We start from the raw sequence: 16921 nt of genomic DNA on the forward strand, positions 1-16921 counted from the left end.
GCCCTGGGGCCGCCCGCCCTCGTTGTGGCGTGGGTGGGTCAGTTCTGGACTGAGGCGTTGGTGGTGGGGGTCAGACGGTCCGGGGTGGCGTCCAGGCCGGAGATCCAGCCGGTGACGTTCCGGGCCACGTCCTGCGCGGTCAGGCCCAGGTCGGCGAGGATCTGCGCGCGGGTGCCGTGCGGGTGCCAGTCGGCCGGTACGCCCAGGTCCTTGAGCGGCACGCGGACGTCGGCGTCGCGCATGGCCTGGCCGAGCGCGTCGCCCACACCACCGACCCGCACGCCGTCCTCGACGCTGACCACGAGTCGGTGGCTGGCGGCCAGCTCGACCAGCTCGGCCGGGACCGGGCGGACCCACCGGGGGTCCACCACGGTGACGCCGTAGCCCTGCTCGGCGACCCGGGCGGCCACCTCCATGCCCAGCTGCCCGAAGGAGCCGACGGCGACCAGCAGCACGTCGGTGCGGGCCGACTCGGCCAGCACGTCGACCGGGCCGACCCGGCGCAGCGCCGGCAGGTCCGCGGCGACCGCTCCCGTCGGGAAGCGCACGACGGTCGGGCCGTCGTTGACGGCCATCGCCTCGCGCAGCTCCTCGCGCAGCGTGGCGGCGTCCCGGGGGGCGGCGATCCGCAGCCCGGGCACCACCCCGAAGACCGACATGTCCCAGATGCCGTAGTGGCTGGGGCCGTCCGGGCCGGTGATGCCCGCCCGGTCCAGCACGAAGGTCACCGGCAGCTTGTGCATCGCCACGTCCAGCAGGACCTGGTCGAAGGCTCGGTTGAGGAAGGTCGCGTAGACCGCGACCACCGGGTGCAGGCCGCCCAGCGCCAGCCCGGCCGCCGAGGTGGCCGCGTGCTGCTCGGCGATGCCCACGTCGTACACCCGCTCGGGGTATTTGCGGGCCAGCTTCGCGATGCCGGTCGGCTCGGCCATCGCGGCGGTGATGCCCACCACGTCCGGCCGCTCGTCGGCGATGGCCAGCAGCTCGTCGGCGAAGACGTGCGTCCACTTCACCGAGGGGGCGGCCAGCAGTGCGCCGGTCTCCACGTCGAAGGCGCTGCCGGGGCCGTGCAGGCAGTCCGCCTCGTCCTCCTCGGCGGGGCGGTAGCCGTACCCCTTGCGGGTGACCGCGTGCACGATCACCGGGCCGCCGAAGTTCTTCGCCGCGCGCAGCGCCGACTCGACCGCCGCCACGTCGTGCCCGTCCACCGGGCCGACGTACTTGATGCCGAGGTCCTCGAACATGGCCTGCGGGGCGACCGCGTCCTTGATGCCCTTCTTGACCGCGTGCAGCACCTCGTACATCGGCTTGCCGACCAGCGGGGTGGAGCCGAGGGCGTCCTTGACCGTGTCGAGGACCTTCTCGTAGCCCGGGTTGAGCCGCAGCGAGGAGAGGTGGTCGGCGAGGCCGCCGATGGTGGGCGAGTAGGACCGGCCGTTGTCGTTGACCACGATGACCAGCGAGTTGCCGGCGGTGGCGATGTTGTTCAACGCCTCCCAGCACATGCCGCCGGTGAGCGCGCCGTCGCCGACCACGGCCACGACGCTGCGCGCCTCACCCCGCAGGGCGTACGCCTTGGCCAGGCCGTCGGCGTAGGAGAGCGCGGTGGAGGCGTGCGAGTTCTCGATCAGGTCGTGCTCGCTCTCGGCCTGGCTGGGGTAGCCGGAGAGGCCACCACGCTGGCGGAGCTTGTCGAAGCCGGCCTGGCGCCCGGTGAGGATCTTGTGGACGTACGCCTGGTGACCGGTGTCGAACAGGAGCCGGTCGCGGGGGGAGTCGAAGACGCGGTGCATGGCCAGCGTCAGCTCGACCACACCGAGGTTGGGTCCGACGTGCCCGCCGGTGCGGGAGACCTTGGCGATCAGGAAGTCCCGGATCTCGGCGGCGAGAACGTCCAGTTCCTCGCCGGACATCCGCTTGACGTCCTGCGGACCGCGCACCGTCCCCAGCAGCCGACCGTGGTTGGCCGTGTCCTCTTCAACGCTCATGACCGCAGAGTCTATCGGCCCTCCGATACTCCGCAGCCCGACCCGAGCCGCCCGGGCCGTGCCCGATGGCTGAGCGCCTGCTCAGAGACGGATCCGCAGCCGGCGCGGCGGGCCGGCCGGGGTGCCGGAGTAGGCCGGACCGGCCGGGGTCCACGAGCCGAGCACCGCGCCACGGGCGGCGCCGGTCACGGACGGGATCGATCCGGGCAGGCCGTGCCAGGACAGCCAGCCGAGCAGCGCGAACGCGTACGCCTCCTTGGCCTGCGCGGGCACGCCCAACTCGTCGGTGCCGCGCAGCCGCCACCGGTCGGCGCCCAGCGCGGCGAGCCGCCCCAGCAGGGTGGGGTTGCGCACACCGCCGCCGGCGGCGATGACCTCGACCACACCGTGCCGGTCGCACTCGGCGGCGACCACCCGCGCGGTCAGCTCGGTGAGTGTGGCCAGCAGGTCGTCCACGGGCACCGGCTCGCCGAGCGCGGCGAGGTGGCGGTCCAGGTAGCCGGCGTGGAACAGCTCCTTGCCGGTGGACTTGGGTGGGGCCGCCACGTAGTACGGCTCGGCCAGCAGCGCGGCGAGCAGCCCCGGGTGCACCCGGCCGGCCGCCGCCCGCGCGCCGTCGAGGTCGCACGGCTGATCGATGAAGCGGCGGGCCGCCGCGTCCAGCAGGGCGTTGGCCGGGCCCACGTCGTACCCGAGGATCGGCGCGCCCGGCGCGACCACGGTGAGGTTGGCGATGCCGCCGAGGTTCAGCGCGGCGCGCGGCCCGGCGGCGCCGTCGAGCAGCAGCGCGTCGAAGGCCGGCACCAGCGGCGCGCCCTGCCCGCCGACGGCGATGTCCGCCGAGCGCAGGTCACTGAGCACCGGTACGCCGACCCGGGCCGCCACCCGGGCCACCGCGCCCAGTTGCAGGGTGCCGAGGGCCATCCCGTCGGCGACCCAGTGGAAGACCGTCTGACCGGGCGAGATCACCGCGTCGACCCGCCCACCGGCCAGTTCCAGGCCGACGGCCGCCGCGTCGGCGAAGACCTCGCCGAGGCGGTTGTCGAGCCGGCAGACCGCCTCGATGGTGGTGGCCGCCGGCGGCAGCAGCGCGGCGATCTCGGCGCGCAGCTCCTCGTCGTAGTCCAGGCCGCGGTGCCCCAGCGGGCGCAGCCACAGGGTGTCCCCCTCGGTGACGAACTCCGCGGCCACGACGTCCACCCCGTCGTACGACGTCCCCGACATCAAGCCGACGATCTTCATCGGGTCGCTCATACCGGCGGGAGCAGCAGCCCGACCAGCTCGACGTGCTGGGTCATCGGGAACAGGTCGAAACCGCGCAGCGCCTCCAGCCGCCAGCCCAGCTCGGCGAAGGTGCGCACGTCCCGGGCGAAGGCGGCCGGGTCGCAGGCCACGTACGCCACCGCGCGCGGGCCGGCGGCGGCCAGCGCGCGCACCACCGGGGCGCCCGCCCCGGAGCGCGGCGGATCGAGGACCACCACGTCGACCGGGCCGGTGATCCGTCGACGGGCCAGCGCCGTCTCCACGCGGGCGGACACCACCTCGACGTGGGGCAGGTCGGCCAGGTTCTCCCGGGCGGCGGCGACGCCCTGCGGCGCGGCCTCCACCAGGGTCACCCGGCCGCTCGCGCCGACCCCGGTGGCCAGCCCGGCGGCGAACAGCCCGGCGCCGCCGTAGAGGTCCCAGGCCCGCTCGCCCGGCCGCGGGTCGAGCAGCTCCAGCACGGCCGTGGACAGGGTGTCGGCCGCCGCCGGGTGCACCTGCCAGAACGCGGACGCGGGCAGCGTCCAGTCTCGTCCGGCGGCCACCTCGCGGACCACGGACGGCCCGCTCACCGGGGTCGCCACACCGTCGCGGATCTCCGCGACGGTCACGTCCCCGCCGGTGCTGGCGACGGTCTCCACCGCCTCCGCCGCCGGCCAGCGCGCACCGGTCGGGGTGAGCACCGGCAGCTGCTGGATGGCCGGGTGGGCGATCCGGCAGCGGTCGATCGGCACCACCTCGTGCGAGCGGTGCTTGAGCAGGCCGGCCCGGTCCGCGGCGTCCACCGCGTAACGGACCCGGGAGCGCCAGCCCAGCAGCCCGCCGGGCAGCGCCTCCACCCGGACACCGAGCCGGTCCAACTCGGCGTCGGTCAGCCCGCCGAGGCGGACCAGCTGCTCACGCACCACGGCGGCCTTCCACGCCAGCTGCGCGTCCGGGGCGACGTGTTGCAGGTCGCAGCCGCCACAGGCGCCCGGCTTCGCGTACGGGCAGGGCGGCTCGACCCGGTCCGGCGAGGGTTCCAGCACGGTCACCGCGTCGGCCCGGACGAACCCCCGGTGCACCTCGGTGACCTCGGCGATCACCCGCTCGCCGGGCAGCGCGTGCCGGACGAAGACCACCTGGCCGTCCACCCGCGCCACGCAGTGCCCGCCGGGGGCGACCGCGTCGACGGTCAGCTCGACCAGCTCCGCCTCGGCCAGCCCACGCTCCGGCTGCGGAGGTGACGCCGCGGGCCGTACGCCCGGCTCAGTCACGACCGGTCCCGACCGGGCCGCCGGCGTCCGGGCCACCCTCGCCGGACGGCGCGGAGACGACCGGCGGCACGACCGGCGGCAGGGTGCCGCGTGGTGCCACCCGCGGCCCACGCGCCGGGGTCCGGGACAGCGTGGCGTCCAGCCGGTCCAGGTTCTTGCTCGCCGTCGAGGCGAGCTGCCACGGCACGCTGACCACCATCACCCCCGGTTCGAAGAGCAGCCGGCCCTTGAGTCGCAGCGCGCTCTGGTTGTGCAGCAGGTTCTCCCACCAGCGGCCGACCACGTACTCGGGGATGAAGACGGTGACCACGTCCCGGGGCGACTTGCGGCGGGTGGAGGCGACGAAGTCCAGGATCGGCCGGGTGATCTCCCGGTACGGCGAGTCGATCACGGTGAGCGGGATGGCCATCTCCCGCCGTTCCCAGTCGGCCTGCAGGTCCCGGGTGTCCTTGTCGTCCACGTTCACGGTCACCGCGGTCAGCGTGTCCGGCCGGGTGGCCCGGGCGTACGCGATGGCCCGCAGGGTCGGCTGGTGCAGCTTGCTGACCAGCACGATCGCGTGGTTACGGGCGGGCAGCACGGCGCGGCCCTCGTCCGGCGGGGTCAACTCCCGGGCGACCCGGTCGTAGTGCGCGCGAATGCCGAGCATCACCAGGTAGATCACCGCCATCGCGGCGATCGCGATCCAGGCGCCGAGCAGGAACTTGGTGATCAGCACGATCACCAGCACCGTACCGGTGAGGCCGGCGCCGAACGTGTTGATGGCCCGGGACCGTTGCATCCGGCGACGCGCCTCGGGATCCCGCTCGGTCCGCAGGTGCCGGTTCCAGTGCCGGATCATGCCGGCCTGCGAGACGGTGAACGAGACGAAGACCCCGACGATGTAGAGCTGGATGAGCCGGGTCACCTCGGCCTGGAAGCCGACGATCAGCACGATCGCGAAGAGGGCCAGGAAGACGATGCCGTTGGAGAAGGCCAGCCGATCGCCCCGGGTGTGGAACTGCCGGGGCAGGTAACGGTCCTGCGCGAGGATCGAGCCGAGCACCGGAAAACCGTTGAACGCGGTGTTCGCGGCCAGGAACAGGATCAGCGCGGTCACGCCGGCCACCACGTAGAGCAGGACCGACCCGGAGCCGAAGACCGTCTCGCCGAGCTGGGTGGTGACGGTCTTCTGCACGTACCCCTCGGGACCGGAGACGATCTGGAGGGCCGGGTCCTCGACGAACTGGAGGTGGGTCAGCCGGGCCAGCCAGATGATCCCGACCAGCATGCTCACCGAGATGGTGCCGAGCAGCAGCAGCGTCGTGGCGGCGTTGCGGCTCTTCGGCGCCTTGAACGCCGGCACCCCGTTGGAGATCGCCTCGACTCCGGTGAGCGCGGCGGCGCCCGAGCTGAACGTCCGCAGCAGCAGGAAGATCAGCGCGAAACCGGTCACGCTGTGCTCGGCCTGGATCACCAGATCGGCGCTCGGCGCGCGCAGCTCGTCGCCCAGCACGAAGACCCGGACGAGGCCGGTGAGCAGCATCCCGCCCATCACGATCACGAAGCCGTAGGTGGGGATGGCGAACGCGGTGCCCGACTCACGCAGGCCGCGCAGGTTGACCGCGCTCAGCAGCACCACCGCCGCCACCGCGATCATGACCTTGTGGGTGGCCACGAAGGGCACCACCGAACCGAGGTTCGCCACCCCGGAGGAGACCGACACCGCCACCGTGAGCACGTAGTCGACGAGCAGGGCGCTGGCCACGCCGACGCCGAACTTCGGGCCGAGGTTGACCGTGGCCACCTCGTAGTCCCCGCCCCCGGAGGGGTAGGCGTGCACGTTCTGCCGGTAGCTGGCGACCACGGTCAGCATGACCACGACCACGGCCAGCGCGATCCACGGCGAGAAGACGTACGCGGACGCTCCGGCGATGGAGAGGGTCAGCAGGATCTCGTCGGGCGCGTACGCGACGCTGGACAGCGCGTCGGAGGCGAACACGGGCAGCGCGATGCGCTTCGGCAAAAGGGTGTGCTGCAGGCGGTCGGACCGGAACGGTCGACCGAGGAGCAGCCGCTTCAGCAGCGAGGTGGAACTGGCCACGATCGCCAAGAGTACGACCACCACGCCCCGAGCGCGGGGGTGGGCGATCACAGCTGGCTGGGGCGACGGGGTACGGTCGGTCCCCGCTCCCGACCTGGACGTGGCAGGCTCGCACTCGAAAGGCCACCGGCAGCGGGAGCGGTACGCACCTTGGGAGGGACAGCGTGCACGTCGTGATCATGGGGTGTGGCCGGGTCGGGTCGACCCTGGCCCACAGCCTGGAGTCCCGGGGGCACTCGGTGTCGGTGATCGATCAGGACGCCGACGCGTTCCGCCGGCTCGGCCCCGACTTCGCCGGAATCACGGTGACCGGGGCGGGCTTCGACGGCGAGGTGCTGCGGCAGGCCGGCATCGAGCGGGCGGACGCCTTCGCCGCCGTCTCCAGCGGCGACAACTCCAACATCATCTCGGCTCGACTGGCCCGGGAGACGTTCGGCGTGTCCCGGGTCGCGGCCCGGATCTACGACCAGCGCCGGGCCCAGGTCTACGAGCGGCTGGGCATCCCCACCGTGGCGACCGTGCGCTGGACGGCGGACCGGATGCTGCGGCATCTGGTGCCGGAGGGCAACGTGGAGATCTTCCGCGACCCGACGAGCACCGTGTCGATCGTCGAGGTCCCGGTGCACAAGGACTGGGTCGGCCGGCCGGTACGCGCCCTGGAGGAGGCGACCGGGGCACGGGTGGCCTATCTGATCCGCTTCGGCATCGGCACGCTGCCCACCGCCTCGACCGTCGTACAGGAGGGCGACCAGGTCTTCATGCTGGTCAGCGACGACATCGTGGCGACGGTCACGTCGGTGGCGGCGACGCCGCCGGAAGGGGGGGCATGAGCCATGCGGATCGCCATCGCGGGCGCCGGCAACGTGGGCCGCTCGATAGCCCAGGAGCTGATCGAGAACGGCCACCAGGTGATGCTGATCGAGCGCCAGCCGAAGATGCTGCGCCCGGAGCGGGTCCCGTCCGCCGAGTGGGTGCTGGCCGATGCCTGTGAGCTGGCCAGCCTGGAGGAGGCCAACGTCGCCGGCTGCGACGTGGTGGTCGCGGCGACCGGCGACGACAAGGTCAACCTGGTGGTGTCGCTGCTGGCCAAGACCGAGTTCGCGGTGCCCCGCGTGGTCGCCCGGGTCAACCGGGCCGAGAACGAGTGGCTGTTCACCGAGCAGTGGGGCGTGGACGTCGCCGTCAGCAAGCCGCGGGTGATGGCGGCGCTGGTCGAGGAGGCGGTCACCGTCGGCGACCTGGTCCGGCTGATGACCTTCCGACAGGGCGAGGCGAACCTGGTCGAGATCACGCTGCCGCCGACCGCGCCGTACGTCGGTCAGCCGATCCACGCCGTGCCGCTGCCCCGCGACTCCGCGCTGGTGGCGATCCTGCGCGGCAAGCGGGTCCTGGTGCCCAGCCCGGACGACCCGATCGAGGCCGGCGACGAGCTGGTCTTCGTCTGCACCGCCGAGGTGGAGGACCAGGTCCGCACGGTGATCCTCGGCCCCGACAGCGTCGAGCGGACCCGCAGCTCCCGTTGACCCGTGCCGGCTGCCCGGCCCGGCGCTGCGCTCAGGCGCCGGGCAGCGGGGTCGGTTGCGGCTCCCGGGTGACCCGGCGCACCGTCCAGACCGTGATCAGCAACAGCAGCGCGTACGGCGGGTAGCCCAGCGCCAGCCGGGCCACGCCCAGCGCGGTGTCCTGGTGGGCCAGGTAGAGCCCGGCCTGTACGCCCACCTTGGCCAGCCAGACCACGCCCCAGAGCACCGTCAGCTGGGTGAAGGTGCGCACCAGCTTCGGGTCGTCCCGCCATTCCGCGCGGCCCTTGGCCACCAGCACCGACCAGATCCAGCCCACCAGCGGCTGCCGGATGGCCGCCGAAACCAGCAGGGCGATGCCGTAGCCGATGCCGTAGAGGATGCCGGGGAGGTAGAAGTCGCGCTCGTCGCCGGTACGCCAGGCGATGGCCGCGCCGATGCCGACGCCGAACAGCCCGTTGACCGCGTGCCGGATCGGCCGGCGTTGGGCCAGCCGCAGACCGGCGATCAGCAGCGCGACGGCCACCGAGGCGATCACCGCGGGCCGCAGCTCGCCGATGATGTTGGCGACGACGAAGACCACCACCGGGATGCTGGACTCGACCAGCCCCCGCCAGCCGCCCAGTTGGTCGGCCATCTGCTCGGCGATCGTCGGCAGCCGCTCGTCGTCCTCAGGGCCGGTCTCCGGCTGTGCCGCCCGGTGCTGTCCCGTCGTCATTGCCGGCCTTCCGTCCGCAGCGCCGTCACTTCGGCGAGTCCAGCTCGTAGTAGGGGTTGTAGATGACCTTGCGGTCGTCGCGCACCGCGACCCGGCCGCGCGCGGTCAGGTGCCGCCCCGGCTCGATCCCGGCGATGTGCCGCCGGCCCAGCCAGACCAGGGTGACCACGTCGCTGCCGTCGTACAGGTCGGCCTCGAGGGTGGGCAGGTTGGTCCGCGGCGTGTAGACCACGGTGCGCAGCCGACCGGCGACCGAGACCACCTGGCCCCGGGAACACTGCTGGGCCGGGACACCGCCGCACTCGGCGCTCTCCCGACGCAGCTCCTGCGCGTCGATCTCGGCCTCGCTGGCGGTGAGCCGTTGCAGGATGCGCCGCAGCGACACCCGGCTCTCGTCGGTCGTCATGACCTCCGCGTCACCCTCTCCACGCGCGCCGGCCCCGGCCGGCACTGGCCCGGCCCCGGCAACGCCGGAGCCGTCCCGCCAGCGTACGCCGACGGGGCCGGTTCCGGCGGGCCGGTGCGCGTGGGTCAGACCTGGCGCGGTTCGGCGGTGGACGCGTCCCCGGCCTCGGCGCCGGCCTGGTCGGCGATCTCCTTGGGCAGCCGCAGCGGCAGCGGCTCGCGGACCGGCTTCGCCTCCTGCCCCCGGTCGACCACCAGGCCGTCCAGGCACTCGGCCAGCGGCCCGGCGGTGGTCGGGTCGAGGGCCACCGGGCCCTGGAACACGCCGCGAACCATCCACCGCGGCCCGTCGACGCCGACGAACCGCAGGTTGGTCGGGCCGTCCGGGGTACGCACCTGGGCGTGCAGCTCCGGGCCGTACTCGCCGTCGACCTCCTGGGCGTCGGCGCCGTCACGGAGCAGTGACTGGCGGATCTCCTCGCGCACCTCGTCCCAGATCCCCTCGGACCGGGGGGCGGCGAAGACACCGAGCTGCAGGGCGTTCTCCCCGTGCACCAGCACCACCTGCTGGATCACGCCCTGCGGGTCGGCCTGCACCCGCACCTCCACCTCGGCGACCGCCGGGATGTGCAGGCTGCCCAGGTCGAGCCGCTGCACGTCGTCGTTGACCTCGGTGATGTCGTACGGGCCGCGCTCCAGCGTCGGCGTCGACTCCTCGGTGCTCTGACCGCCGACCTCGGTGGTCCGCTCGTCACGGGTGTGCCGCCCGGCACCGGCCCGCTTACGGGAGAAGATCACTGCGCCCACCCTCCGCTGTTCACACTCACCCTGCCATCTCTTCCGTCTGCCCGCGGCCCGGCTCGTTCAGCCGCTGCTCGACCCGGTCCGGGCCGGCCGGCGACGGCACCAGCCCGGCGTGCCCACCGGTGGAGCCGTGCCCGCCGGTCCCACGCTGGGACCCGGGCAGCTCGGCCACCGGCTCGAACCGCGCCCGCGCGACCCGCTGGACCACGAGTTGCGCGATCCGGTCGCCGCGGGTGATCTTCGCCGGCGACTCCCGATCATGGTTGATCAGGTTGACCAGGATCTCACCCCGGTAGCCGGCGTCGACCGTACCGGGCGCGTTGAGCACCGTCACGCCGAGCCTGGCCGCCAGGCCGGAGCGGGGATGGACCAGGCCCACGTACCCCTCCGGCAGCGCGATGGCCACGCCGGTGGGCACCAGGGCCCGGCCGCCGGGAGGCAACTCCACGTCCGCGGCCGCCACCAGGTCGGCCCCGGCGTCGCCGGGATGGGCGTACGCGGGCAGCGGCAGCTCGGCATCGAGCAGCCGTACGGGCACGGGTACGACGTCGGTCACAGGTCTCTCTTCCGTCCGAGTTGATCGGGGTGACCCTGCCATCCTGCCGGTTACCCGGGCCGTCGTGCGCCGTACCCTCGCAGGAGTGAGCATGTCGCCCTCTCCGTCCGCCGGTCAGCCACCGGTCACGGCCCGCACGGCGTACACCGAACGGCTCGACCTGTCCTGGTGGTTGTGGCTGGTCGGGCTGGTGGCCGCCGCGCTGCTGGCCGTCGAGATCTGGATGGGCGCCGGCGGCGTCCGCGCCTGGCTGCCGTTCGCGGTGCTGCTGCCGGTCACCGCGGCCGGGCTGTGGTGGCTGGGCCGGATCCGGGTCGCGGTCGCCGACGGTGAGCTGCGGGTGGACGACGCCCGGCTGCCGGTGCGCTTCGTGGCGGACGTGGTGCCGCTGGACGCGGCCGGTCGCCGTGAGGTGCTCGGGGTGGGCGCGGACCCGCTCGCCTTCGTGGTGCAGCGGCCGTGGATCGACGGGGCCGTGCAGGTGGTGCTCGACGATCCGGCCGACCCGACCCCGTTCTGGGTGGTGAGCACCCGCCATCCGGTCGAACTGGCCGAGGCCGTGCTGGCCGCCCGCGACGCCCGGCGGCACGCCGACCAGCCGAGCTAGCCCGGCACCCCGCCCCGCCGGGGTCAGGTGCCGGTCAGGTGCCGGTTGGCGGGCCGGGCAGGGCCGGTGGCGGGGCCGGCCGGGCGATGCCGCGCCGGCGCAGGTCCACCTGGAGCTGGTCGGCCATCGACCGGGTCGCACGGCGGTTGAGGAAGCTGGCCACCGCCGCCCCGGTGAGGAACGGCCCGAGCGTGGTGAGGTTGCGCCCGAAGCGCCGGAGCAGGGTGTCCCGCAGCTCCTTGCGGGCCGCGGTGCCGAGCACCGCGCCCACCCCCACGCCGGGCATCATCGGGTTGACCCCGCGCTGGGTGGCCCAGGAGTGCACCAGGGCGACCGCCCGTTGGCTGCCACCGGCCGGCAGCGTCACGCCGTGCACCTCGTGCAGCTCGCCGACCAGCTTCAGCTCCACCGCCACCACGGCGACCGTCTCGGCGGCGAGCAGCACCGGCGCGGAGAGCAGGGTCGGTGCGACCGTCCACTCGACGGCCGCGACTCCCCCGCCGGCGGCGCCGATCCCGGCGGTGGTCCGGGCCGCGTTGCGGATCAACCGCTCGGCCAGCGCGTTGTCATCCAGCCCCGGGAAGTGCCGGCGCAGGGTGGCCAGATCCCGCACCGGTACGTGCGGGGCGATCTCGGCGACGGTGTCGACCATCCAACGCACGGCGGCGCGGGGCTTGAACAGGTCGCCGATGCCACGGGCCCGGGCCTGCCCGACCATTCGGGTGAGCAGTTGGCGGCGCCGTGCCGGCTCGATGTCGTCCGCGGTCAACGCCGCGACGGTGGCGCCGAGGTCGTCCGCGCCGGTGCCGGTGGTGTCACCTCGATCGCTCATGGGGTCGGACCTCCCGGTGCTGTGGCTACCTCTACGAGTCAAGCAGGTACCCACCGGTGCCGCATGGCTACACCGGCAGCGGCGGCCCCGATCAGGAGGCCGCCGCTGGTGTCGTGAGTGTCAGACGCACTCACGGCAGATCAGTTCGCCGTTACGCTCGACCGCCAGCTGGCTGCGGTGGTGCACCAGGAAGCAGCGAGCACACCGGAACTCGTCCTGCTGCATCGGTAGCACCTTGACCGTGAGCTCCTCGTCGGCCAGATCGGCGCCGGGCAGCTCAAAGCTCTCGGCCACCTCGGCCTCGTCGACGTCCACCGCGCCCGACTGTGAGTCGACGCGCCGTGCCTTGAGCTCTTCCAGGCTGTCCTCGCCGAGGTCGACCTCGTCGCGACGCGGGGCGTCGTAGTCGGTGGCCATCGGTTTCACTCTCCCATATCGATGTTGTCGCTTCCGGTTGTAACGCCGGACGACGCTGTTTCGGTTCCGCTGGCCGGCCACCACTTGTGTCGGGCACCCGACCCGGGGGACCGAACGGGTCGAGCCCGCTGGGGCGACTCCCCTGCGAGCGCGGAACCTTACCCCCCCTTTGGGCGAGGCATGTATACCGCCCTCGCGGCTGAGATGTACGCCCCAGCACCCGAAGTTGTTCCCAATGTGACTCAGGCGACACGAAGATAGGGGTAGTAGTACCCGGTTCACGGTCGGCGCGCCGGCATGTCGGACTGTTTCCACGCGACGGCCGGACAACCGTTAACCTCAGCGGCGTATTCGACGGCCGCCGGTCAGTGCGATCGTTGGCGGCCGCCGCCACCCACCTGACGTCCGGGAGCGCCCAGATGAGTTTTGCGCGAGTGCGAGCACTCGTCGTCGTCGGCATGCTCGGGGTGCTGGCCCTGGCCTTCGTGATCACCGCGCTGGTCCGGGACACCCAGGGCAAGGCGGGCACGGCCGAGGGTTGCCCGGATGGCTGGCCACTGGCCGACGTCACTCTGCACGAACCGAAGGACGTCAAGATCAACGTCTTGAACGCGACCGACGAGCCCGGCCGGGCCGGCAGCGTCGCGGACGACTTCCGCAACCGCAAGTTCCAGGTCAAGAAGGTCGGCAACGCGCCCAAGGGGATCGACGAGGTGGCCGTGCTGCGGTACGGCCCCAAGGGCGTCGGCTCGGCGCACCTGCTGCAGGCGTACTTCCTCAACAACGCCGAGCCGGGCTACGACCCGAAGCGCACCGACGACACGGTGGACGTGGTGCTGGGCAGCCGCTTCCAGCAGCTCGCCACGACGACCGAGGTGAACCAGTCCCTCGGTGACCTGGGCGCTCCGGTCGCGCCCCCGGAGTCGTGCCCCTCCCCGGTCGCCAAGAAGTGACCGGGCAGGTCGGCGGACGCTGACCCCTCCGGCACCGCGCCAGGGGGCCACCAGCCCGGCAGGCGGCCGCCTGCCGGGCGCGCCGGTCAGGGGCCGCCGGCGGCATCCAGGGCGGCCAGGCGGTCGTGCAGCGGCGCGAAGAGCGCCGGCGGGGCCGCGAGCACCAGGTCCGGGCCGGGCGGACGACCGTCCAGGCCGGTGACCCGCACACCCGCCTCGGCGGCCACCAGTCCACCGGCCGCCAGGTCCCAGGCGGCCAGGCCCTTCTCGAAGTACGCGTCCAGGCGCCCCTCCGCCACCAGGCACAGGTCCAGCGCGGCGGCGCCGAGCCGGCGGATGTCCCGCACGTGCGCGATCAGCCCGGCCACCACCCGGGCCTGGTGCGCCCGCCGGCCGGCGTCGTAGCCGAAGCCGGTGGCGACCAGCGCCTGCCCCAGGTCGGTCTCGCCGGAACAGCGCAACCGGACGCCGTCACGCCAGGCGCCCCCGCCGGCCGTGGCGGTCCACTCCTCGCCGGTGCTGACGTTGCGCACCACGCCGGCGACCACCACGCCGTCCACCTCGGCGGCGAGCGACACCGCGCTGTACGGCAACCCGTAGAGGTAGTTGACGGTGCCGTCGATCGGGTCGACGATCCAGCGCACCCCGCCCGGCCCGACCGGCCCGGTGGCCCCCGTGCCGTACTCCTCGCCGAGCACCGCGTCGCCCGGCCGCATCCGGTGCAGCGCGTCGAGCACCTGCCGCTCGACCGCCCGGTCGGCTGCGGTGACCACGTCGGTGACCGTACTCTTGGTCGCGGCCACGGCGACGCCCTCGGCGCGCATCCGGTACGCGGTGGCCGCGGCGTCCCGCGCAACGTCGAGCGCGATCGCCAGCAGATCCTCTGGTGGCGGCACCGAACGGTCCATCCCACGTCCCCTTCCCGCACGACCGGGGTGTTCCGGGCCGGGCGCGAGTATCATCCTTACAAAGTCCACATCTGCGCCGAATCGGCGGTCCCCACCGCAGGTACTCCGTGCGGCGCAGGATGATCGCCGCAGACGGCGTTACAATTCACCCCTGCCACCGCGCCACGGACCGCCGACCACCGGCCGGCCCGGGACACGGAGGTCCCTCAACCACATCGCCCGGCCCGGTTGCCCCACGCTGTGCCGGACGACCCGGCCGTGCCCGCTCTTCGCCTCCGGAAGGTCATTCGTGACAGAACCCCGCCAGACCGGCGCCGACGTTCGCTCGCTCACCGACACTCTGATCGCCCACGCGCAGAGCGCCGGCGGTCAGCTCACGTCGGCTCAGCTCGCGCGCACCGTCGAGTCCGCCGAGGTGACTCCGGCCCAGGCCAAGAAGATCCTGCGGGCACTCTCCGAGGCGGGAGTGACCGTGGTGGTCGATGGCTCGGCCAGCACCCGCCGCCGGGTCGCCGCGGCCCGCTCGACGACGCCGGCGTCCCGGGCCACCACCGCCAAGACCACCAAGAAGGCCGCCGCGCCGGCGCCCAAGCAGGCACCCGCCTCCGACGAGGCGCCGTCGACGCCGGCGCGGCGGCGAAGGCCGCGACCAAGTCGACCCGGGCCACCAAGGCGACGGTCGCCGCGGCCGCCGGCGCCAAGCCGGCCAAGGCCGGCGGCAAGGCCAAGGGCGAGGGCGCCGAGGGTGAGATCGACCCGGAGGAGCTGGCCGCCGCGATCGAGGACGTGGTGGTCGAGGAGCCGGCCGAGCTGACCCAGGCCGCCGAGACCGACGCCGCCGCCTCGGCCACCGACAACGACTTCGAGTGGGACGACGAGGAGTCCGAGGCGCTCAAGCAGGCCCGGCGGGACGCCGAGCTGACCGCCTCCGCCGACTCGGTGCGCGCGTACCTCAAGCAGATCGGCAAGGTTCCGCTGCTCAACGCCGAGCAGGAGGTGGAGCTGGCCAAGCGGATCGAGGCCGGGCTCTACGCTGCGGAGCGGCTGCGCGCGGCCGACGAGGGCGAGGAGAAGCTCACCCGGGAGATGGTCCGTGACCTGGGCTGGATCTCCCGCGACGGCGAGCGCGCCAAGAACCACCTGCTGGAGGCGAACCTCCGTCTGGTGGTGTCGCTGGCCAAGCGGTACACGGGGCGTGGCATGGCCTTCCTCGACCTGATCCAGGAGGGCAACCTCGGCCTGATCCGCGCGGTCGAGAAGTTCGACTACACCAAGGGCTACAAGTTCTCCACGTACGCCACCTGGTGGATCCGGCAGGCGATCACCCGCGCGATGGCCGACCAGGCCCGCACCATCCGCATCCCGGTGCACATGGTGGAGGTCATCAACAAGCTCGGCCGCATACAGCGTGAGCTGCTCCAGGACCTGGGCCGCGAGCCCACGCCGGAGGAGCTGGCCAAGGAGATGGACATCACACCGGAGAAGGTGCTGGAGATCCAGCAGTACGCCCGGGAGCCCATCTCGCTGGACCAGACCATCGGCGACGAGGGCGACAGCCAGCTCGGCGACTTCATCGAGGATTCCGAGGCCGTGGTCGCGGTCGACGCCGTCTCGTTCTCGCTCCTGCAGGACCAGCTCCAGCAGGTGTTGCAGACGCTCTCCGAGCGTGAGGCGGGTGTGGTACGCCTGCGCTTCGGCCTGACCGACGGCCAGCCGCGGACGCTGGACGAGATCGGCCAGGTCTACGGGGTGACCCGGGAGCGGATCCGGCAGATCGAGTCCAAGACGATGTCCAAGCTGCGTCACCCGTCCCGGTCGCAGGTCCTGCGGGATTACCTGGACTGAGCGGGTTTCGTCAACCGAACGTGTCGTTTTGACCACCTGGTGTGCAACACCAGATGGTGATCGTCCGGATGCACGAATGTGATCGTTGACGTGGCACCCTGGGTGCACGGCACACTGTCCCAGCCATGTGTGACCTCGGTCCCCCGCGGGCACACAGGGAAGGCAGGGCCTGGCAAGGGTGTTGCACGATAGGTGAGCAACGACCGAAGAGATTGTTCATCGGTGACGACCAGAGGAGGAAGGCGATGACCCCGACCCTCACGCCGCCGCCCGAGACGGTGGCACCCCCAGCCGCCGATGAACGGTGCGACCGCTGCAATGCTGCCGGCAAGCTCCGGATCACTCTGGCGGGTGGGAGCGAGTTGGTTTTCTGTGGGCACCACGCGAACAAGTACGCGGAGGATCTCGTGAAGATCACCGTCCGGTTCGCGACGGACCCCGAGTTCAGCTGGCGTGGCGCCGATCTGATGGCGAACTGAATCCGCAACCCGACATAGCCGACCGGAGACACCCCGAGGGTGTCTCCGGTCGGCTTTTCTCTACCCACAGTCCGCTGCCCGCTGCCAGAGGCCGGCGAACCGCGCCCCGGGCGGGCGACAACCGGCCCCGCGCAGCGCCCGCTGCCCGCTGCCAGGCCGCCACCCCGGCGCCCCTTGGCGGGCGACAACCGGCTTCGCGCAGCGCCCGCTGCCCGGCCGGCCACCCCGGCGCCCCTTGGCGGGCGACTACCGGCCCGCGCAGCGCCCGCTGCCAGGCGGGCGACAAC

The 16921-nt window shown here is 72.9% G+C and carries 16 protein-coding genes and 1 pseudogene; 6 read left to right on the forward strand and 11 right to left on the reverse strand.

The features are described 5' to 3' along the window. Nucleotides 1-38: 38 nt before the first annotated feature. The 4 genes from dxs to EAD98_RS23670 form a co-directional block, all read right to left on the reverse strand. A complete protein-coding gene (gene dxs, locus EAD98_RS23655; RefSeq protein ID WP_121656205.1) occupies nucleotides 39-1988 on the reverse strand; it encodes a 1-deoxy-D-xylulose-5-phosphate synthase in 1950 nt (649 codons plus the stop codon). Between the two features lie 81 nt (nucleotides 1989-2069). Continuing rightward, the gene (locus EAD98_RS23660; protein WP_121656214.1) at nucleotides 2070-3230 is read right to left on the reverse strand and encodes an anhydro-N-acetylmuramic acid kinase; all 1161 of its coding nucleotides are present in this window, start codon (nucleotides 3228-3230) and stop codon (nucleotides 2070-2072) included. 8 nt (nucleotides 3231-3238) lie between these two features. Next, a complete protein-coding gene (locus EAD98_RS23665) occupies nucleotides 3239-4507 on the reverse strand; it encodes a class I SAM-dependent RNA methyltransferase (RefSeq protein WP_121656215.1) in 1269 nt (422 codons plus the stop codon). After that, nucleotides 4500-6590 carry an APC family permease gene (locus EAD98_RS23670; RefSeq protein WP_121656216.1) on the reverse strand — a complete coding sequence of 697 codons (2091 nt, stop codon included), beginning with the start codon at nucleotides 6588-6590 and terminating at the stop codon, nucleotides 4500-4502. The genes EAD98_RS23665 and EAD98_RS23670 overlap by 8 nt, the downstream gene beginning before the upstream one ends. A gap of 164 nt (nucleotides 6591-6754) precedes the next feature. Between EAD98_RS23670 and EAD98_RS23675 the strand changes: the two genes are divergently transcribed. Both EAD98_RS23675 and EAD98_RS23680 read left to right on the forward strand, forming a co-directional pair. Next, nucleotides 6755-7420: a TrkA family potassium uptake protein gene (locus EAD98_RS23675; protein WP_121656206.1), complete on the forward strand. Its 666-nt coding sequence runs from the start codon at nucleotides 6755-6757 to the stop codon at nucleotides 7418-7420. A 3-nt stretch (nucleotides 7421-7423) separates the two neighbouring features. Continuing rightward, the gene (locus EAD98_RS23680) at nucleotides 7424-8113 is read left to right on the forward strand and encodes a TrkA family potassium uptake protein (protein WP_121656207.1); all 690 of its coding nucleotides are present in this window, start codon (nucleotides 7424-7426) and stop codon (nucleotides 8111-8113) included. A gap of 31 nt (nucleotides 8114-8144) precedes the next feature. Here EAD98_RS23680 and EAD98_RS23685 read toward each other — a convergent pair whose 3' ends face one another. From EAD98_RS23685 to dut, 4 genes are all read right to left on the reverse strand, one after another. Next, nucleotides 8145-8828 carry a DUF3159 domain-containing protein gene (locus EAD98_RS23685; protein ID WP_121656208.1) on the reverse strand — a complete coding sequence of 228 codons (684 nt, stop codon included), beginning with the start codon at nucleotides 8826-8828 and terminating at the stop codon, nucleotides 8145-8147. A gap of 25 nt (nucleotides 8829-8853) precedes the next feature. After that, a complete protein-coding gene (locus EAD98_RS23690) occupies nucleotides 8854-9234 on the reverse strand; it encodes an OB-fold nucleic acid binding domain-containing protein (RefSeq protein ID WP_089017103.1) in 381 nt (126 codons plus the stop codon). 125 nt (nucleotides 9235-9359) lie between these two features. Continuing rightward, complete coding sequence (locus EAD98_RS23695; protein ID WP_121656209.1) at nucleotides 9360-10031, reverse strand: DUF3710 domain-containing protein; 672 nt, start codon at nucleotides 10029-10031, stop codon at nucleotides 9360-9362. 25 nt (nucleotides 10032-10056) lie between these two features. Next, nucleotides 10057-10593, reverse strand: coding sequence for a dUTP diphosphatase (gene dut, locus EAD98_RS23700; RefSeq protein WP_199723517.1), 537 nt, complete (start codon nucleotides 10591-10593; stop codon nucleotides 10057-10059). Nucleotides 10594-10684: 91 nt separating this feature from the next. On the opposite strand from dut, the gene EAD98_RS23705 reads away from it, so the two are divergent. Continuing rightward, entirely contained in the window at nucleotides 10685-11200 is a 516-nt protein-coding gene (locus EAD98_RS23705; RefSeq protein ID WP_121656211.1) for a DUF3093 domain-containing protein, read from the forward strand. Between the two features lie 34 nt (nucleotides 11201-11234). Here the strand turns inward: EAD98_RS23705 and EAD98_RS23710 are convergent, their stop codons facing one another. Both EAD98_RS23710 and EAD98_RS23715 read right to left on the reverse strand, forming a co-directional pair. Beyond that, the gene (locus EAD98_RS23710; protein ID WP_121656212.1) at nucleotides 11235-12032 is read right to left on the reverse strand and encodes a hypothetical protein; all 798 of its coding nucleotides are present in this window, start codon (nucleotides 12030-12032) and stop codon (nucleotides 11235-11237) included. 120 nt (nucleotides 12033-12152) lie between these two features. Further along, the gene (locus EAD98_RS23715) at nucleotides 12153-12449 is read right to left on the reverse strand and encodes a DUF4193 domain-containing protein (protein ID WP_007075406.1); all 297 of its coding nucleotides are present in this window, start codon (nucleotides 12447-12449) and stop codon (nucleotides 12153-12155) included. 434 nt (nucleotides 12450-12883) lie between these two features. Here EAD98_RS23715 and EAD98_RS23720 point away from each other — a divergent pair, with 434 nt between their 5' ends. Beyond that, complete coding sequence (locus tag EAD98_RS23720) at nucleotides 12884-13402, forward strand: LytR C-terminal domain-containing protein (RefSeq protein WP_199723518.1); 519 nt, start codon at nucleotides 12884-12886, stop codon at nucleotides 13400-13402. Between the two features lie 86 nt (nucleotides 13403-13488). Here the strand turns inward: EAD98_RS23720 and EAD98_RS23725 are convergent, their stop codons facing one another. Beyond that, a complete protein-coding gene (locus EAD98_RS23725) occupies nucleotides 13489-14310 on the reverse strand; it encodes an inositol monophosphatase family protein (protein WP_121656213.1) in 822 nt (273 codons plus the stop codon). A gap of 289 nt (nucleotides 14311-14599) precedes the next feature. Between EAD98_RS23725 and EAD98_RS23730 the strand changes: the two are divergent. Both EAD98_RS23730 and EAD98_RS23735 read left to right on the forward strand, forming a co-directional pair. Next, nucleotides 14600-16155: pseudogene (locus tag EAD98_RS23730) on the forward strand (RNA polymerase sigma factor). A gap of 245 nt (nucleotides 16156-16400) precedes the next feature. Next, a complete protein-coding gene (locus EAD98_RS23735) occupies nucleotides 16401-16634 on the forward strand; it encodes a hypothetical protein (RefSeq protein ID WP_074474066.1) in 234 nt (77 codons plus the stop codon). The last annotated feature ends 287 nt before the right edge of the window (nucleotides 16635-16921 follow it).

This window comes from Micromonospora sp. CV4, from assembly GCF_003667455.1.
GTDB lineage: Bacteria > Actinomycetota > Actinomycetes > Mycobacteriales > Micromonosporaceae > Micromonospora.